Consider the following 17,211-nt stretch of genomic DNA (forward strand, 5'->3'; position numbering starts at 1 on the left):
GAGGCGCCCGAGCGGCGACTGTGGACGGACCGCCCGCGATCGCCCCCTGTGGAGGAGCCCCCGCCCCGACCCGCCCGTTCCACCCTCCAAAAGTTGCGGTAGTGGCGCGCGACTACCGCAACTTTTGAGGAATGGGAGAGGAGGGTCCGGCGGGGCGGGGCGGACCGGGCGGGGTCGCCCCGGCCTACGGCGTCGCGAGGCCCGCGGAGACCAGCAGGCCGTCCGGGCCCGCGTCGACGAGCACCACGTCGCCGTCGCGGATGGAGCCGTCGAGGAGGGCCGTCGCCAGGCGGTCGTCGATCTCCTGCTGCATCAGGCGGCGCAGCGGCCGGGCGCCGTACTGCGGGTCGTAGCCGCGCTCGGCCAGCCAGCCGCGGGCGGCGGGCGTGACCGCGAGGTCGAGGCGCCGCTCCGCCAGCCGGCGCGAGAGCCGGTCGACGTAGAGCGAGACGATCTCGCCGAGCTCGGTGCGGTCGAGCGCCTCGAACACGACGATGTCGTCAAGACGGTTCACGAACTCGGGCTTGAAGGCCTGGCGCACCATCTGCTGCACGGCCTCGACCTTCTGCGGGCGGGTCAGCGACTGGTCGACCAGGAACTGCGAGCCGAGGTTGGACGTGAGGATGAGGATCGTGTTGCGGAAGTCGACCGTGCGCCCCTGGCCGTCGGTGAGCCGGCCGTCGTCGAGCACCTGCAGCAGCACGTCGAAGACCTCGGGGTGCGCCTTCTCGATCTCGTCGAGCAGCACGACCGAGTACGGCCGGCGGCGCACGGCCTCCGTCAGCTGGCCGCCCTGCTCGTAGCCGATGTAGCCGGGAGGGGCGCCGACGAGCCGCGAGACGGCGAACTTCTCGCCGTACTCCGACATGTCGATGCGGACCATCGCCTTCTCGTCGTCGAAGAGGTGGTCGGCGAGCGCCTTCGCCAGCTCGGTCTTGCCGACGCCGGTCGGCCCGAGGAAGAGGAAGGAGCCGGTGGGCCGGTCGGGGTCGGAGACGCCCGCGCGGGTGCGGCGGACGGCGCCGGCGACGGCCGAGACCGCCTCGTTCTGGCCGATGAGGCGGCGGTGCAGCTCGGTCTCGAGGTGCAGCAGCTTCTCGGTCTCGCCCTGCATCAGCCGGCCGACCGGGATGCCGGTCCAGGCGGCGATGACCGCGGCGATGTCGTCCGAGGTGACCTGCTCGTTGACCATGCGGCCCTCGGCCGGCTGCTCCTCCTGCTCCGCCGCCGCGAGCTCGCTCTCGGCCGCCGGGATGTCGCCGTAGAGCAGGCGGGAGGCGCGCTCGAGGTTGCCCTCGCGCTGGGCCCGCTCGGCGGCGATCCGCAGGGCGTCGAGCCGGTTCTTCAGGTCGCCGATGCGGTTGAGGGAGGCGCGCTCGCGCTCCCAGCGCTGCTGCAGCTCGGCGAGGTGCGCGCCGCGGCGGGCGAGGTCCTCGCGCAGCTTCTCCAACCGCGCCTTCGAGGCGTCGTCCTTCTCCTTCTTCAGCGCGAGCTCCTCGAGCGTCAGCCGGTCGACGGAGCGGCGCAGCTCGTCGATCTCGACCGGCGCGGAGTCGATCTCCATCCGCAGGCGCGAGGCGGCCTCGTCGATCAGGTCGATCGCCTTGTCCGGCAGCTGCCGGGCGGTGATGTAGCGGTTGGACAGCGAGGCGGCGGCGATCAGCGCGGAGTCGGCGATGGCGACCTTGTGGTGCGCCTCGTAGCGCTCCTTCAGCCCACGGAGGATGGCGACCGTGTCCTCGACGGTCGGCTCGCCGACGAAGACCTGCTGGAAGCGGCGCTCGAGGGCCGCGTCCTTCTCGATGTACTGGCGGTACTCGTCGAGCGTCGTGGCGCCGATCATCCGCAGCTCACCGCGGGCGAGCATGGGCTTGAGCATGTTCGCCGCGGCGACCGAGCCCTCGCCGCCGCCCGCGCCCATCAGGGTGTGCAGCTCGTCGATGAAGGTGATGATGCGGCCGCCGGAGTCGTTGATCTCGGCGAGGACGGCCTTCAGCCGCTCCTCGAACTCGCCGCGGTACTTCGCCCCGGCGATCAGCGCGGAGAGGTCGAGGCTGACGAGCCGCTTGCCCTTGAGGCTGTCGGCGACGTCGCCCGCGACGATCCGCTGCGCGAGCCCCTCGACGACGGCCGTCTTGCCGACGCCGGGCTCACCGATGAGCACGGGGTTGTTCTTGGTGCGGCGCGTCAGCACCTGGCTGACGCGGCGGATCTCGGCGTCGCGCCCGATGACCGGGTCGAGCTTGCCGCTGGCCGCGATCGCGGTCAGGTCGACGCCGTACTGCGCGAGAGCGGACGACTCGTCCTGCTGGGGTGTCCGACCGGCCTGCATCTGCATCTCCTCCTTGCGGTTCGAAAGTTGAGTTCGAATGACTCAACTTTACGCCCGTCGGAACCATTCCCGCGGGGGCGGCGAGTTCTGCGGCGGTGACTCGCCGCTCAGGCCGTGAGGCGGCTCTCGCCCAGACCGCCGTGGAGGGAGCCCAGCGCATCGCGGAGGACGGCGCGCAGGCGCGACTCGCGCACGCCCGTCAGCGCGGCGATCTCGGGCTGGGAGTAACGGCCCGCGACGGCGAGCAGCAGCAGCTCGCGATCCGGGCAGGCCAGGGCGAGGAGCCCGTCGGCGAGCGGGCGGCGCGCGGTCTCGCGGGAGGAGCCGAGCGTCTCGCAGAGCACCTCGAGCAGCCACAGCACCGGCTCCGGAGCGCGGGCACCCTCGCGGGCACGGCGCCAGACGGAGGCGAACGCCTCGGTGCAGATCCGGTCGCGGGCGGCGGCGTCGGCCTGGACGGTCGCGATCGACGCGGAGAAGAGCCCGCCGAAGCGATCGAACAGCTCGGCGAACGCGGCGCGGTCGCCGGTCGCGACGGCCCCGAGGAGGCGCGCGGCGGCCTCGGCCAGGGCGGGGCGGATCCGCTCCGCGCGCGCGTCGTCGCTGCCTGTATGCATCTGCACAGAGTGGCACCGCAACCGTGGTCATGGCACCAGTTGCGGTCACACCCGTCAGGGGGTAGTGATCGGCGCGGGGACGTCCTCAGAGCTTCGGCCAGCGCGCCCGGGCGAAGCAGAACGCGCCGTAGGCGATCAGCCCGACGGCCACGACGCCGAGCAGCACCACGCCGAACGGCAGCTCGGTCAGCGTCTTCAGCGCCTCGTCCAGACCGCCCGCCTGCTCCGGGTCGTGCGTGACCGCGGCGATGATCACCAGGATCCCGAGGACGCCGAGCACGACGCCCTTCGCGACGTAGCCCGCGATGCCGAGGCCGGTGACGACGCGGCCGGCCGTGCCGCCCGGCTGCGCGACGTTCTTCAGGAACTTCTTCGACGCACCGCGGTAGACGAAGACGCCGCCGACCGCGAGGATCGCGAGTCCGGCGATCACGAGGAGCACCACTCCGCCGGGCGCGGCGAGGACCTGCGCACTCGCGCTCTCGGACGTCTCGGACGAGTCGGAACTGCCGCCCGTCGCGAAGCGCAGGGTCGTGATGCCGAGCGCGAGGTAGACGACGGCCTTCGCCGCCTCCTTGAGCCGGCTGCCCCAGCGGGACGCCGCGCTGTCGCCGCTCGCCACCAGGAACGCCTCGAGCGCGCCCCAGAGCGCGAGACCGAAGAGCCCGATCGCGCAGACCCAGAGCACGACCACTCCCCCGGGCTGCGCGGCGAGCGAGCTGAGCGCGCCGGTCTGGTCCGCCTCGCCCTGGCCGCCGGTCGCGATCTGCAGGGCGATCACGCCGATCAGGATGTGGACGAGGCCGTTCGCGGCATAGCCGCCGCGGGCCAGGGTGCGCACCGCGGTCGAGTCCTGCGCGTCGTCGGCGGCACGCTTGGCCTGGGTTCCTGAAGGAGTGTTCACGATCCGGACGGTACGCGACTCCGCCCGCCGCGTCGAACCGGGCGGGCACGCCGAGATGCCGAGGGTGACCGGTGGACGCGTCGCGTCTCCACACCTTCTCCCCACCCTGTGGACGGCGGATCCCGCGTCGGACCGGCCCCGTCTCCAGGTCGGCCCCGCCGAGGACGGTCGTTCTCCACATCTCTCCACAGAGTTATCCACAGCTGTGGAGATCTCCCCCGGGGAGAGAGGCTGAGACGGCGGGCCCGCGACTGCATGCTGGTCGAGCAGCCCCGCAGGGCCGTATCGAGACCCGCCGTCCTCAGCAGAGCGGGTCTGCAGACTCGCGTTCTGGCGGTGGTGGATCTCGATACGCCCGCTGCGCGGGCTACTCGATCAGCATGAGACAGCGAGCCTCGATCAGCATGAGACGGCGAGCCTCGACCGGCATGAGACGGCGAGCCCGCGCCTGCATGAGACGGCGAGCCCGCGCCTGCATGCTGGTCGAGCAGCCCCGCAGGGGCGTCGCGAGACCCGACGCCACCAGCAGGGCGGCTCCGAAGACTTGCGTTCTGACGGCGGTGGGTCTCGATACGCCCCCTCCGCGGGCTACTCGATCAACAAAGAGGGGCGCCTCATGCTGGTCGAGTAGCCCCGCAGGGGCGTATCGAGACCCACCACCGCATGAACGTCTGTCTCTTCCCCGCCCCGCGGTGGCGCCAGAGGCGCCCCCTCCGCTCGATACGCCCGCTGCGCGGGCTACTCGATCAGCATGAGGCGGCGAGCCTCGATCAGCTTGATGGGGGTGCTCACCCTTGCTGCCCCTCTCCCGCTCAGCGCCGCGTCGGCCCGGCGAGGTCGGCGTGGGCGAGCACCGTCTCGATGAAGGCGGCGACGAGCGGATCGGGGTCGGCCCGGGTGAAGGCGCGGACGGCCCGCGTGCGGGCGGGCTCCAGCGGCAGGACGGCACCGCGGAAGCCGCCGTCGAGGACGTTGCGCGGGACGAGTCCGAGCCCGACGCCCGCCGCGGCGAAGCGCGGGACGGCGGCGGTCTGCGGAGTGCGCAGGGCGACACGCGGGGCGAAGCCCGCCTCGGCCGCGTATCCGTCCAGCACCCCCGCGAGGCCGTGCTCCGGCGTGAAGTGCACCCACTGCTCGTCCGCCAGCTCCGCGAGGTCGACGGACGACCGGCGGGCGAGCGGATGGTCGGCGCTGCTGACGACGACGAACTCCTCCCGCCCGATCAGGCGCGACGGGCCCGCCCACGCGCGCGGCATCGGCGCGATCGCGACGTCACCCGCGCCCGCGCTCATGGCCGCGACCACCGCGTCGACGGACTGGTGCTCGATCACGGTGACGGATGCCCCCGGATGCTCCTGCAGCCAGACCTCGAGGACCCCGGGAAGCACGCCGAGCCCGATCGACGTGATCGTGACGACGTCGATCGTCCCGGTCTCGGCGGCGACGACGGAGGCCGCCGCCGCCAGAGCCCGCTGAGCGTCGGCGACGACGGCCCGGGCGTGCGGGAGGACGGCCCGGCCGAGCGGGGTGAGGGCGATCGCCCGCGGCAGCCGGTCGAGCAGGCGCCCGCCGAGCTCGCGCTCGAGCGCACGGACCTGCTGCGAGAGCCCGGGCTGAGTGACGCCCAGCTCGTCGGCGGCACCGGTGAACGACCCGACGTCGACGACGCGGAGGAGGTACTCCCACTGCCGGATCGTCGCCATAACCGGAGCTTATCGCAGACGGCCAAGCGGGTACTTTGACTTCTCCTCACGTCCGCAGCACGCTCTCTGCATGACCTCTCTCCTCGAACCGATCCCTCTCGGATCCCTCCCCCTGCCCCACCGGATCGTGATGGCGCCGATGACGCGCTCGCGGTCCACTCAGCCCGGGAACGTCCCCGGCCGCCTGAACGCCGAGTACTACGCCCAGCGCGCCACCGCCGCGCTGATCGTCTCGGAGGCGACCCAGATCTCGCCGTCCGGCCAGGGCTACAGCTTCACGCCGGGCCTGCACACCGCGGAGCAGATCGCGGGCTGGCGCCTCGTCACCGGCGCCGTCCACGCGGCGGGCGGGCGGATCTTCGCCCAGCTCTGGCACGTCGGGCGGATGTCGCACAGATCCTTCCACGACGGCGCGGCGCCCGTCGCCCCGAGCGCGCTCGACTCCGGTGCGCGGGTCTGGATCAGCATCGACGGGGTCGGCACGATGGTGCCGACCAGCACGCCACGGGCCCTGGCGACCGCCGAGGTCCGCGGTGTCGTCGAGGACTACCGGCGCGCGGCGGCCGCCGCGGTCGAGGCGGGCTTCGACGGCGTCGAGATCCACGGCGCCAACGGCTACCTGCTCGACCAGTTCCTCCGCACGACCTCGAACCATCGCACCGACGAGTACGGCGGCTCCCTGGACGGGCGGCTCCGCTTCGCCGTCGAGGTCGTGACCGCGGTCGCCGACGAGATCGGCCCGGACAGGGTCGGCCTGCGGCTGTCGCCGCAGATCACCGCGCGGGGCATGGACTGCCCCGCGATCGAGGAGACCGCGCTCGAGCTCGCCCGCCGCGTCGATCGGCTCGGCATCGTCTACCTGCACCTCGCCGAGGCGGACTGGGACGACGCCCCGGCGATCCCGGACGCGTTCCGCACCCGCCTGCGCGAGGCGTTCTCCGGCCGGATCGTCGTCGCCGGCGGCTACACGCCCGAGCGGGCCGAGCGGATCCTCGACGCCGGCCACGCCGACCTCGTCGCCTTCGGAAGGCCGTTCGTGGCGAACCCGGACCTCCCCGCCAGGATCGCCGCCGGTGCGCCCCTCGCCCCACTGGACCCCGACCTGCTCTACGGAGGCGACGCCCGGGGCTACACCGACTTCCCGGCCCTCGACCGACCGCTCGAGGTCGCCGCGGCCCGGGGCGGAGCGGTCTGATGCGCGCCGTCGCGATCACCCGACACGGCGCCCCCGAGGTGCTCACCGACATCGAGCTGCCGGAGCCGGAGGCCTCGGGCCACGACCTGCTCGTCCGGGTCCGCGCCGTCTCGGTGAATCCCGTCGACACCAAGATCCGCGCCTCCGGCCGGCCCGAGGCGACGCCGAGGGTGCTCGGCTTCGACGCCGTCGGCTCGGTCGAGGCCGTCGGCGAGGACGTCACCCTGTTCGCCCCCGGCGACGAGGTGTTCTACGCCGGATCGATCACCCGGCCCGGCACCGACGCCGAGCTGCATCTGGTGGACGAGCGCATCGTCGGCCGGAAGCCCGCGCGGCTCACCGACGCGGAGGCGGCCGCGCTGCCGCTGACTGCGATCACGGCCTGGGAGCTGCTCTTCCACCGGCTGGGCGTGGAGCGCGGCGGGGGCAGCGGCCGGCGCCTCCTGATCGCGGGCGCCTCCGGCGGAGTGGGCTCGATCCTCGTGCAGCTCGCCGCACGCCTGACCGATCTCGAGGTCGTCGCCACGGCCTCCACCCCCGCGTCGCAGCAGTGGGTCCGCGACCTCGGCGCTCACCGGGTGATCGACCACCGCTATCTGGCGGCGGAGCTGCGTCGCGTCGGGCCCGTCGACCTCATCGCCTCCCTGACCGGGACGACGGCCAACCTCCCGGCGTACGTCGAGGCGATCGCCCCGCAGGGCGCGATCGCCGTGATCGACGGCCCCCCGACCCTCGACATCGTGCCACTCAAGCGCAAGTCGGTGTCGGTGCACTGGGAGCTGATGTTCACGCGACCGATGTTCGCGACGCCGGACCTCTCCGCTCAGCACGACCTCCTGGAGGAGGTGTCCGCGCTGCTGGACGAGGGGGTGCTGCGCACGACGCTCGCTCGCACGCTGTCGCCCCTGAACGCCGGAACGCTGGCCGAGGCGCACCGCCTCGTCGAGGCCGGCGGCCACCCCGGCAAGGTCGTGGTCAGCGGCTGGTGACGGCGGAGGCGGGGCGGGGCGGGGCGGTCAGACGTCGATCGCGCGGACCAGGCCGTCCTGGACGCTGCCGAGCCAGTCGTAGACCGCGCGGATCGCCTGGCCGGTCTCGTCCTCCGGCTCGACGTCGTCGGTGTCGAGGATGCCGAGGCGCGCGGCGAGGGCGAGGCGCATGTCGGTGAGGCCGCGGAGCCAGGACAGGGCCTGGGGCGGCTCGAGACGGACGGCGACCTCGCCGAGCCCGGCGAAGACGCGGGCGTGGCCGGAGCCCTCGCCGGCGTCGAGCGCGGCGGTGATCGCGCGGGCGTCGTCCATCTTGCGGCCCGCCAGGTCCGGAGCGGTGAAGCGGCGGAACTCGGCGGCGGCCTCCTCGTCGTCGCGGTAGGCGTCGGGGAGCAGGCGCGCGAGCGCGGGGTCGTTGCGGGCGTCCTCGCCGGTGCCGCGGTCGAGCAGCTCGAGCATCTCGCCGGCGAGGTGGCGGAGGATCCCGGCCTCCTCGCGGTCGAAGCGGGCGACGGCGGCACCGGAGGAGTCGCGGCGGAAGGAGCGCATCAGGGCATGCCCCTCGTGAGCCGGCCGGTCATGCGTCGGCCTTCTGCAGCGTCGCCCACAGGCCGTACCCGTGCATCGCCTCCACGTGCCGCTCCATCTCCTCGCGGTTGCCGGTCGCGACCACGGCGCGCCCCTCCGTGTGCACCTGCAGCATCAGGCGCTCGGCCTCGGCGCGGCCGAAGCCGAAGTAGCTGCGGAAGACGTAGGAGACGTACGACATCAGGTTCACGGGGTCGTCCCAGACGAGCACGACCCACGGCACCTCGGCGGCCGAGCGGATCGCCAGCCGCTCGTCGGCCCGCTCGATCGTGTCCACCATCCCTCCAGCCTAGGTCGCGGCGGCACGGCGGACGCCTGCTGGCCGAGGAGCCGCGAAGCGGCACCCCCCTGCCGACCGAGCTGCCGCGCAGCGGCGCCCCATGCTGGTCGAGTAGCCGCGCAGCGGCGTATCGAGCGGTGAAGCCGCTTCGCGTCTCGGTGGTGAGGGAAAGGACGCGGCTGCGCCGCGTCATGCTGGTCGAGTAGCCCCGCAGGGGCGTATCGAGACCCACCGTCACCAGCAGGGCGGGTCTGCAGACTCAGCGTCCTGACGGTGGTGGATCTCGATACGCCCGCTCCGCGGGCTACTCGATCAGCATGACGTTCCCCATACGCATGAGGTGATCTTTCCTAAGAGACCCGCCGTCGTCCGGTGGGTGGATCTACTTGGAAGACACGCCCGCACACATGCTGGTCGAGTAGCCCCGCAGGGGCGTATCGAGACCTACCACCGCGTGGACGTCGGACTCTTCCCCGCTCCGCTCGATACGCCCGCTCCGCGGATTACTCGATCAGCATGCAGTGCCCGCTCCGCGGGCTGCTCGATGAGCAGGGTGCGCGCGGAGCGCGCTCCTCGACCGGCGCCCGCGGAGCGGCCTCCTCGGCCTGCGGTACTCAGGCCGACAGGCGCGGCAGGACCTCGCGGGCGAAGAAGTCGAGGTGGTCGAGGTCCTGGAGGTCCATGAACTGGAGGTAGACGCGCTCGGCGCCGGCCTCGCGGAGGGACTCGAGGCGGTCGACGGTCTCGTCGACTCCGCCGGCGACGCCGTGCTCGCGCAGTTCGGCGGGCTCGCGGCCGATGGCGGCGGCGCGACGGACGAACTCCGCCTCGTCCGCTCCGCCGACCGCGATCAGCGCGACCGAGTGCACGAGCGAGGACGGCTCGCGCCCGATCGCGACGCAGGCCTGGTCGACGCGCTCGAACGCGCCGGGGATCGCGTCGAACTCGGGGAAGGGCAGGTTGAACTCGCTGGCGAAGCGGGCCGCGAGCCGCGGGGTCCGCTTGGGCCCTCCTCCGCCGACGATCACCGGCAGCGGCAGCCGCGCGGGCTTGGGCAGCGCGGGCGAGTCGGTCAGCGTGTAGTGCTCGCCGGCGAACGAGTAGCGCTCGCCGACCGGCGTCGACCAGAGGCCGGTGACGATCTCGAGCTGCTCCTCGAGCAGGTCGAAGCGGCGCGGCGGGAAGTCGATGCCGTACGCGGCGTGCTCCTCCTCGAACCAGCCGGTGCCGAGGCCGAGCTCGACGCGTCCGCCCGACATCGCGTCCACCTGGGCGACCTGGATCGCGAGGATCCCCGGCGGCCGGTAGGTGACGGAGGAGACCAGGGTGCCGAGCGCGATCCGCTCGGTCTCCCGCGCGAGGCCCGCCAGGGTCGTCCAGGCGTCAGTGGGGCCGGGACCGGGGTCGCCGTCGCCCATCCGGAGGTAGTGGTCGGAGCGGAAGAAGCCGTCGTAGCCGAGGGCTTCGGTGGCCTGCGCGACGGCGAGGAGGTCCTCGTAGCTCGCGCCCTGCTGGGGTTCGGTGAAGACTCTGAACTGCACGCCTCCAGCCTCGCGCACACCGGTCGCCGCAGCCGGGACCGACCCGCCCGGCGCCCCGGTCCGGACCCTCGATCGGGGACCTTGCGCCGCCCGGCCGCGGACGGCGCGGGTGAGCGCCCGTGTACCGTGGCAGGTTGCCGCCGACGAGAGGACCCCATGTCCGACCAGCCTTCCGCCCCGGACACCGCCGTCCCGCCCGCCGCCGACGCCTCGGCGAAGCGCCCGCAGGGCCTCGCCCGCTGGGTGTTCTGGCCCGCGGCGGTGATCACTCTGTCGATCGCCGCCTTCGCGATCCTCGCCCCGGACGTCGCCACGAGCGTCTTCGCCTCCCTGCAGACCACGGTCGTCAACACCTTCAGCTGGTACTACGTGCTGATCGCCGCCGTCTTCGTCGCCTTCGCGGTCTGGATGGGCGTCAGCCGCTTCGGCGACATCAAGCTCGGCGCCGACGACGACGAACCCGAGTTCTCGCTGCTCTCCTGGATCTCGCTGCTCTTCGCGGCCGGGATGGGCATCGGCCTCGTCTTCTACGGCGTCGCCGAGCCGCTCACCCACTTCGCCACCCCGCGCCCCGGCGTCACCGGCACCGAGACGGAGCTGGCCCAGAGCGCGATCTCGCAGACCTACCTGCACTGGGGCGTGCACGCCTGGTCGATCTACGTGGTCGTCGGCCTCGCCCTCGCCTACGCGATCCACCGCCGCAAGCGCCCGGTGTCGATCCGCTGGGCGCTCGAGCCGCTGCTGGGCCGCCGGGTCCGCGGCGGCTGGGGCAACACCATCGACGTCGTCGCGCTCGTCGGCACGATGTTCGGCGTCGCCACCTCGCTCGGGCTCGGCGTCACGCAGATCTCGGCGGGGCTGGAGGCGAGCGGCATCGTCGACTCCTCGCTCACCGTGCAGATCATCGTCATCGCGGTCGTGACGGCCCTCACCGTGTTCTCGCTCGTCTCCGGCGTCGGCAAGGGCATGAAGTGGCTCTCGACCGGCAACCTGCTGCTCGCCGCCGCGCTGCTCGTGTTCGTGCTGGTCGCCGGCCCGACCCAGTTCCTGCTGCGCGAGTTCGTGCAGTCGCTCGGCAACTACCTGCAGAACTTCATCGGCCTCACCTTCACGGTCAGCGCCTACGCCGGCCAGGAGGGCGAGGCCTGGCAGGCGACCTGGACGACGTTCTACTGGGGCTGGTGGATGTCGTGGGCGCCGTTCGTCGGCATCTTCATCGCCCGCGTCTCCAAGGGCCGCACCGTCCGCGAGTTCGTCGCGGGCGTGCTGCTGGTGCCGACGATCATGACCTTCCTCTGGTTCAGCGTCCTCGGCGGCACCGCGCTCTACCGCGAGCTGTACGGCGACGGCGGGCTCGTCGGCGCCGACGGCTCGGTCAGCACCGACGCGGCGCTCTTCGAGATGCTCCAGGGCCTGCCCGCGGGCTCGGTGCTCACGGTCGGCGCGATCATCCTGATCGGCATCTTCTTCGTCACCTCCGCCGACTCCGGCGCCCTGGTGATGTCGATGATCGCCACCGGCGGCGACCCGGAGCCGCGCAACCGCATCCGCATCTTCTTCGCGCTCGCGACGGCGCTGCTCGCGCTCTCGCTGCTGATCGCCGGCGGGCTCGACGCCCTGCAGACCGCCGCGATCCTCTCGGCGCTGCCGTTCAGCGTGGTGATGATCCTGATGTGCGTCGCGACGGTGATCGCGTTCCGGAGGGAGATCCGCGCCTACGACAAGGCCCGCCGGGCCGCCTTCGTCGGCGACATCGGCTCGTTCTACGGCCTCGAGGTGGAGGAGCCGCTCGAGCGCGAGCCGGCGCACCCGCTGAAGCGGCTGGCCCAGCGGCTGCGGCCGGGGTCGCCGCCCCGCGAGTAGCCGAACAATCGTGCTGGTCGAGCAGCCGGCGGACATGCTGGTCGAGTAGCCGCCGCGGGCGGCGTATCGAGACCCGTGGTCACCACCAGGGCGGGTCTGCCGACTCCACTCCCGGCGATGGTGGATCTCGATACGCCCGCTTCGCGGGCTACTCGATCAGCATGCATCCTCACCCGCCGGACATGCCGGTCGATCAGCCGGCCGAGTATGCCGGCCGATCAGCCGGCCGAGCATGCTGGTCGAGTAGCCGCCGCAGGCGGCGTATCGAGACCCGGCGACGTCACTCGCGTCGTGCCCGGCGCGCTCACCGTACGATCGCCTCGCACGAGACCGACGTCCCGCCCCCAGGAGCACCCGCATGACCGATCCCCGCCCGCTGCTCTTCAACGCGTTCGTGATGAACACGCCCTCGCACATCCACCACGGCCAGTGGCGGCGGCCCGGGGCGCGGCCCGACGCCTTCGAGGACCTCGGGCACTGGATCGAGGTCGCGAGGACGCTCGAGCGCGGGGTGTTCGACGCGATCTTCTTCGCGGACGTCGTGGGCACCTACGGCGCGGTCGGCGCCTCGCTCGAGGTGAACGCGCGCGAGGGCCTGCAGCTGCCGAACAACGACCCGTCGATCCTGCTCGCCGCCCTGATCGGCTCGACCGAGCACCTGGGCCTCGCGATGACCAGCTCGATCCTTCAGGCGCACCCGTTCGAGTTCGCGCGGCGGATGTCGACCCTCGACCACCTCTCGAAGGGCCGGGTCGCCTGGAACATCGTCACCAGCTACCAGGAGAACGCGGCCCGCAACTTCGGCCTCGACCGCCTCACCGAGCACGACGCCCGCTACGCCCAGGCCGAAGAGTACCTCGACGTCGTCTACAAGCTGTGGGAGGGGTCGTGGGACGACGACGCCTCCGTGCGCGACCAGGCCGGCGCGTACTCGCGTCCGGAGTCGGTGCACCGCATCGACCACGTCGGCGAGGCGTACCGGGTGGAGGGGCCACACCTCTCGGCGCCCTCGCCGCAGCGCACGCCCTTCCTCTTCCAGGCCGGCTCCTCGCCCGCCGGCCGCGCGTTCGCGGCCCGGCACGCGGAGGCGCAGTTCGTCGGCGGCTCCACGACGGAGCAGACCCGCGAGCTGATCGCCTCGACCCGCGCGCTCACGGAGGCGGCGGGACGCCGCGGCGACGACGTCCTGTTCTTCTCGCCCCTGTCGGTGATCGTGGGCAGCACCGAGCAGGAGGCCCGCGAGCGCGAGGCCGAGCTCGACGCGCACACGAGCGTCGACGCCCACCTGCTGCACGCCGGCCTCAGCGTCGACCAGGCCGACGGGAAGCCCTTCCCGCCCGAGACGAAGCTGCGCGACATCGTCACCAACGGCAACCGCAGCACGCTGGAGTCGATGATCCGGCTGCTGCCCGACCGCGACGCGACCGTCGCCGATCTCGCCCGCCTGGCCGTCGGCCGGCACCAGCGCGTCGTCGGCACGCCCGAGCAGATCGCCGACCGTCTCTCGGAGCTGCGCGACGCAGGTGTCGACGGCATCAACCTCAACCACTGGTCCCTGCCCGACAGCTACGTCGAGTTCGTCGACGAGGTGATGCCGGTGCTGCGGGCGCGCGGCCTCGCCCGCTCGGAGTACGCGTCGGGCGGCCTGCGCGAGCGGCTGACCGGCGCCGCACGACTCAACCCGCGGCACCCTGCGGCGCGCCACCGCGGGGCGTTCCGCGACTGAGCTGTGGTGACGTCGTTCCAGCGACTCCGGTTCTGCGCGGTCACGACGAATGATTGTTTCTTCGAATAGCCTGTTTCTCATGCCGAGAAACGCGAGGTCGGAGGAAACGCGAGCGATCGAGTCCGCTGCCGACCGGGTGGGTGGCCTTCTCCCCCATTCCTGGACGGTGATCGCGAGCCGCTCGGAGCGGACCCCGACTCTCGAGCTCCGTCCGCCTCGGGGCCCGAGGGTGCAGCTGAGGGCTGAGTGGCGGCGCTCCGGCTCGCTCCCGGTGGAGCACGTCGTCAACAGCCTCCGCGAGCTCTCCCGCTCCACGGCGATGCCCGTTCTCTACCTCTCGGACTACATCGGGCCTGCCCTGCGGCGCTCCCTCGCGGCCGAGGACATGAACTTCGTCGACGAGACGGGCTGGGTCCGGCTCGCTCTGGAGGACCCCCTCGTCGCGGTGTCCGCGGAAGGCGCCGATCGGGCACCTCGGTCGGGTCGCTCGACCGCGCTCCAGCGCCTGAACGGTGTGGCTGCGAACCGCACGCTCCGCGCGCTCGCGGTCTCGGGAGTGCCGGTCGGCGTCCGCGAACTGGCCGCGCGCGCCGACGTCGCGCCGGGCTCCGTCTCGAAGCTCCTCGCGACCCTCGCCGCCGACGGCATCGTCGACCGCGAGAGCAGAGGCTCGGTGAGCGTGGTGCGTCGCCGCGCGCTGATCCGCCGCTGGGCTCGTGACTACTCGTTCACGAAGACGAACAGCGAGGTGAGGTACCTCCTCGCGCCCCGCGGTGTGCAGCGTGCGGCGGACGATTCGGTGGAGGTCGAGCCGCCGGTCGTCCTCACGGGGTCCGCCGCCGCCCGGAGGCTGCTGCCGCCCGAGACGACGTCGGTGGTTCCGCTCCGCCTGCTCGCGCTGTACGCCTCGGATCCGGACGAGGTCGCTCGATCGCTCGGCTTCGTCGACGCGACTCCCTCGACGGCGAACGTCGTCCTCGCCCGTCCGCAGGATGCGCGCCTCCTCGATCCCGGATCGCGCGACAACCGCCTCGCACCGCTTGCCCTCGTTCTGGCCGATCTGCTCACATTGCCCTCGCGCTCGGACGCTGAGGCCGAGCAGCTCATGGACGCCCTCGCCCGAACGGACCCGATGTGGAGCACCACCGACTGACCCCCGTCACTCCGGAGTACACCGCCGCTCGGCGTGTCCTCCTCGACGCGCTCGGAGCCCTGAACGATCACCTCGACAGCCTCGTCCTCGTCGGAGCCCAGGCCGTCTACGTCCACACCGGCGACACCGACCTCGCCGTCCCCGTCATGACGACCGACGCCGATCTCGCCATCGACCACTCGCGTCTCTCAGCGACACCGGAGATCGGCTCCTCGCTCCGTTCCGCGGGCTTCACACCCGGGGCGAACCCGGGCCACTGGGTGTCCGCCGGCGACATCGCGATCGACCTCATGGTCGTCCCCCACCAGTCCGGCACGCAGCGGCAGGGGGCCCGAGCAGCGCGGCTCACGCCCCATGAGAGACGGACGGCGCGGATCGCGCGCGGGCTGGAACCCGCACTCGTCGACAACCGGGTCGTCTCGATCGCGGCGCTGTCGGCCGACGATCCGCGCTCGTCCGATCTGCGCGTGGCCGGCCCGGCCGCTCTGCTCACGGCGAAGGCGATCAAGATCGCTGAACGGCTCGAGCAGGCGATGTCCCAGCCGAACCGGCTGCACGAGAAGGACGCCCTCGACGCGTTCCGCCTGCTTCAGGCGATCGACGTGCCCACCCTCGTCGAGGGCTTCCGACTCCACGCCGCGGAGCCGCACGCCGCGGCGGCCTCCGGTGAAGCGATCGAGATCTACCGGACCCGGGGATGCGATCCCGAGGCCGTCCTCCCTCGGCTCGCGGCCGCGGCAGCGTCCGGCGATCCCGTCATCGCGCCCTCGTTCGCGGCACTGGCGGCAGAACTGGTGGCGGCACACGACGCGGACTCGGCGGGGCCTCGTTCGCGTCGCTGACTCCGCGTCGCTCAGCTCGGCGAGGGGACGAAGGGGTGCTCCGGCGGGTCCTGGTCGTCGTCGAGGCGGGCGTCGGCGCCCTCGTCGCTCGCCTCTCCGGTCGCCTCCGTGTCGTCGACCTGCGTGTCGTCGACCTCGGCGGGGTCCTCCGGCGGGACCGGCAGGGAGTCGGCGTCGGGACGGGTGGTGTCGGTGACGTCCTCGGGGGCGTCGAAGCCGAAGCTGCTCATGGTGTCCTCTCCGCGGCGCACCGGGAGGCGACGCCGCTGCGGGCAGCCTAGGTCGCGCCTCCGGGTGCGGTCACCGGCTTGACGGCGCCGCCGACCGCGAGAACCTTCGGCACGCGGAACCGACCTCGGCACGCGGAATCGGGCGCATCCTGCGAGACGGACGTGATTCCGCGTGCCCAACGTACCGGGGGCCAGCGGACCATTCCGGCACGCACGACGGGCTCCGGCACCCCGGACCGCGCGATTCCGGCGAGACGGACGACGTTCCACGAGCCGGAGGTCGGCGAGCTCACGCCTCGGGCGAGCGAGCGGCAGCACGCGCCCGCCGCGGCGCTCAGTGCACGTACTCCAGCAGGTCGACGCCGAGGGTGCGCATGCCTTCGAGGACGGCCAGGCGGTAGCGGAGGCTCGTGTCGTCGAACTGGGTGATGACGGCGTAGGAGACGCCGGCTCGCGGGCCGCGGAGGACGCCGACCTCGGCGCGGACGCCGGCGTCGGTGCCGGTCCGGTTGACCAGGAGGACGCCGTGGTCGGGCTGGCGGTGCGAGAGCGCGTCGAGGCCGAAGGCGGAGGCGACCATCGACAGGTCGCTGTTCAGCGAGAGCCAGCCGATCACGCGCGAGCTGACCGCCGGGTCGACGATCTCGCCGTTGGCGAGGGTCGCGAGCAGCCAGGTCAGCTCGCGGGCCGAGCCGATGGAGAGCTGCGGGGCGTCGTCCGGGCCGCGCTCGTCGCGGACGACGTCGAGCAGGGCGGTGCGGGAGAGGCCGAGCGCCTCGGCCCGCTCGCGGACGGCGTCGAGGCCGACGCGGCGCAGGAGGACGTTGGTGGCCAGGTTGTCGCTCGTCGCGCCGACCAGGGCGGCCAGGTCGGCGATCGGCATCGACGGGATCTGCAGGTGCTGCCAGAGACCCGTGCCGGTGACGGCGTCGGCGGCGGTGCGATCGACCAGCCGCAGGTTCTCCTGGGGGTCGGTGGCGAGCCGCGCGGCGACCTCGACCAGGAGCACGATCGTGCCGACGGAGGCCGTGGGCATGGAGACGGAGTCGTCGACCGCGAAGAGAGCGCGGCCGGTGCCGAGGTCGACCGCGCGCGCCGACACCACGACGCCGTCCAGGGCGAGCCGGCCGAGCGCGTCGAAGCCGCGCTGGAAGTCGTCGTGGTCGTACTCGCCCTTGTGCCGTCCGCGGCGGGCGCGGCGGTTCTCACGACGGGTCTCGTGGGCGGGGATCACCACGGCGGCGGCTC

Annotated in this window: 15 protein-coding genes; 6 read left to right on the forward strand and 9 right to left on the reverse strand. The window is 72.7% G+C overall.

From position 1 onward, the window contains the following. Positions 1 to 184: 184 nt before the first annotated feature. The 4 genes from HQQ86_RS14065 to HQQ86_RS14080 form a co-directional block, all read right to left on the reverse strand. Positions 185 to 2,332, reverse strand: a complete 2,148-nt coding sequence (locus HQQ86_RS14065; RefSeq protein WP_173288914.1) for an ATP-dependent Clp protease ATP-binding subunit — start codon at positions 2,330 to 2,332, stop codon at positions 185 to 187. 107 nt (positions 2,333 to 2,439) lie between these two features. Further along, entirely contained in the window at positions 2,440 to 2,949 is a 510-nt protein-coding gene (locus HQQ86_RS14070) for a hypothetical protein (protein ID WP_173288915.1), read from the reverse strand. Between the two features lie 85 nt (positions 2,950 to 3,034). Beyond that, positions 3,035 to 3,853, reverse strand: a complete 819-nt coding sequence (locus HQQ86_RS14075; protein WP_173288916.1) for a DUF1206 domain-containing protein — start codon at positions 3,851 to 3,853, stop codon at positions 3,035 to 3,037. 812 nt (positions 3,854 to 4,665) lie between these two features. Beyond that, positions 4,666 to 5,556, reverse strand: a complete 891-nt coding sequence (locus HQQ86_RS14080) for a LysR family transcriptional regulator (protein WP_173288917.1) — start codon at positions 5,554 to 5,556, stop codon at positions 4,666 to 4,668. 70 nt (positions 5,557 to 5,626) lie between these two features. Between HQQ86_RS14080 and HQQ86_RS14085 the strand changes: the two genes are divergently transcribed. After that, a complete protein-coding gene (locus HQQ86_RS14085) occupies positions 5,627 to 6,751 on the forward strand; it encodes an alkene reductase (RefSeq protein WP_173288918.1) in 1,125 nt (374 codons plus the stop codon). Next, a complete protein-coding gene (locus tag HQQ86_RS14090; protein WP_173288919.1) occupies positions 6,751 to 7,740 on the forward strand; it encodes a zinc-binding alcohol dehydrogenase family protein in 990 nt (329 codons plus the stop codon). The genes HQQ86_RS14085 and HQQ86_RS14090 overlap by 1 nt, the downstream gene beginning before the upstream one ends. Before the next feature lie 27 nt (positions 7,741 to 7,767). Here the strand turns inward: HQQ86_RS14090 and HQQ86_RS14095 are convergent, their stop codons facing one another. From HQQ86_RS14095 to HQQ86_RS14105, 3 genes are all read right to left on the reverse strand, one after another. Further along, complete coding sequence (locus HQQ86_RS14095) at positions 7,768 to 8,289, reverse strand: DUF2017 domain-containing protein (protein WP_173288920.1); 522 nt, start codon at positions 8,287 to 8,289, stop codon at positions 7,768 to 7,770. A gap of 28 nt (positions 8,290 to 8,317) precedes the next feature. After that, positions 8,318 to 8,608, reverse strand: a complete 291-nt coding sequence (gene clpS / locus HQQ86_RS14100) for an ATP-dependent Clp protease adapter ClpS (protein ID WP_173288921.1) — start codon at positions 8,606 to 8,608, stop codon at positions 8,318 to 8,320. Positions 8,609 to 9,222: 614 nt separating this feature from the next. Then, the gene (locus HQQ86_RS14105; protein ID WP_173288922.1) at positions 9,223 to 10,149 is read right to left on the reverse strand and encodes an LLM class F420-dependent oxidoreductase; all 927 of its coding nucleotides are present in this window, start codon (positions 10,147 to 10,149) and stop codon (positions 9,223 to 9,225) included. A 156-nt stretch (positions 10,150 to 10,305) separates the two neighbouring features. Between HQQ86_RS14105 and HQQ86_RS14110 the strand changes: the two genes are divergently transcribed. From HQQ86_RS14110 to HQQ86_RS14125, 4 genes are all read left to right on the forward strand, one after another. Continuing rightward, on the forward strand, positions 10,306 to 12,012 hold the full coding sequence (locus tag HQQ86_RS14110) for a BCCT family transporter (protein ID WP_173288923.1): 1,707 nt from the start codon (positions 10,306 to 10,308) through the stop codon (positions 12,010 to 12,012). A 358-nt stretch (positions 12,013 to 12,370) separates the two neighbouring features. Next, positions 12,371 to 13,738 (forward strand): NtaA/DmoA family FMN-dependent monooxygenase, encoded by a 1,368-nt coding sequence (locus tag HQQ86_RS14115; protein ID WP_173288924.1) that lies wholly within the window; start codon positions 12,371 to 12,373, stop codon positions 13,736 to 13,738. A gap of 229 nt (positions 13,739 to 13,967) precedes the next feature. Then, complete coding sequence (locus tag HQQ86_RS14120; RefSeq protein ID WP_367948661.1) at positions 13,968 to 14,891, forward strand: helix-turn-helix domain-containing protein; 924 nt, start codon at positions 13,968 to 13,970, stop codon at positions 14,889 to 14,891. Then, positions 14,873 to 15,733: a hypothetical protein gene (locus tag HQQ86_RS14125; protein ID WP_367948662.1), complete on the forward strand. Its 861-nt coding sequence runs from the start codon at positions 14,873 to 14,875 to the stop codon at positions 15,731 to 15,733. The genes HQQ86_RS14120 and HQQ86_RS14125 overlap by 19 nt, the downstream gene beginning before the upstream one ends. Positions 15,734 to 15,744: 11 nt before the next feature. Here HQQ86_RS14125 and HQQ86_RS14130 read toward each other — a convergent pair whose 3' ends face one another. Continuing rightward, positions 15,745 to 15,963, reverse strand: a complete 219-nt coding sequence (locus HQQ86_RS14130; protein WP_173288926.1) for a hypothetical protein — start codon at positions 15,961 to 15,963, stop codon at positions 15,745 to 15,747. A 334-nt stretch (positions 15,964 to 16,297) separates the two neighbouring features. Next, positions 16,298 to 17,200, reverse strand: coding sequence for a serine hydrolase (locus tag HQQ86_RS14135; protein ID WP_367948663.1), 903 nt, complete (start codon positions 17,198 to 17,200; stop codon positions 16,298 to 16,300). Positions 17,201 to 17,211 lie beyond the last annotated feature (11 nt).

Origin of the sequence: Rathayibacter sp. VKM Ac-2857 (genome assembly GCF_013205025.1) — a bacterium.
GTDB lineage: Bacteria > Actinomycetota > Actinomycetes > Actinomycetales > Microbacteriaceae > Rathayibacter.

What these genes read in the sequence shown, in the direction of transcription:
- HQQ86_RS14065 (WP_173288914.1), bottom strand. Translation starts at nt 2,332, where the DNA reads ATGCAGGCCGGTCGGACACCCCAGCAGGACGAGTCGTCCGCTCTCGCG.
- HQQ86_RS14070 (WP_173288915.1), bottom strand. Translation starts at nt 2,949, where the DNA reads ATGCATACAGGCAGCGACGACGCGCGCGCGGAGCGGATCCGCCCCGCC.
- HQQ86_RS14080 (WP_173288917.1), bottom strand. Translation starts at nt 5,556, where the DNA reads ATGGCGACGATCCGGCAGTGGGAGTACCTCCTCCGCGTCGTCGACGTC.
- HQQ86_RS14085 (WP_173288918.1), top strand. Translation starts at nt 5,627, where the DNA reads ATGACCTCTCTCCTCGAACCGATCCCTCTCGGATCCCTCCCCCTGCCC.
- HQQ86_RS14090 (WP_173288919.1), top strand. Translation starts at nt 6,751, where the DNA reads ATGCGCGCCGTCGCGATCACCCGACACGGCGCCCCCGAGGTGCTCACC.
- HQQ86_RS14095 (WP_173288920.1), bottom strand. Translation starts at nt 8,289, where the DNA reads ATGCGCTCCTTCCGCCGCGACTCCTCCGGTGCCGCCGTCGCCCGCTTC.
- clpS (WP_173288921.1), bottom strand. Translation starts at nt 8,608, where the DNA reads ATGGTGGACACGATCGAGCGGGCCGACGAGCGGCTGGCGATCCGCTCG.
- HQQ86_RS14110 (WP_173288923.1), top strand. Translation starts at nt 10,306, where the DNA reads ATGTCCGACCAGCCTTCCGCCCCGGACACCGCCGTCCCGCCCGCCGCC.
- HQQ86_RS14115 (WP_173288924.1), top strand. Translation starts at nt 12,371, where the DNA reads ATGACCGATCCCCGCCCGCTGCTCTTCAACGCGTTCGTGATGAACACG.
- HQQ86_RS14130 (WP_173288926.1), bottom strand. Translation starts at nt 15,963, where the DNA reads ATGAGCAGCTTCGGCTTCGACGCCCCCGAGGACGTCACCGACACCACC.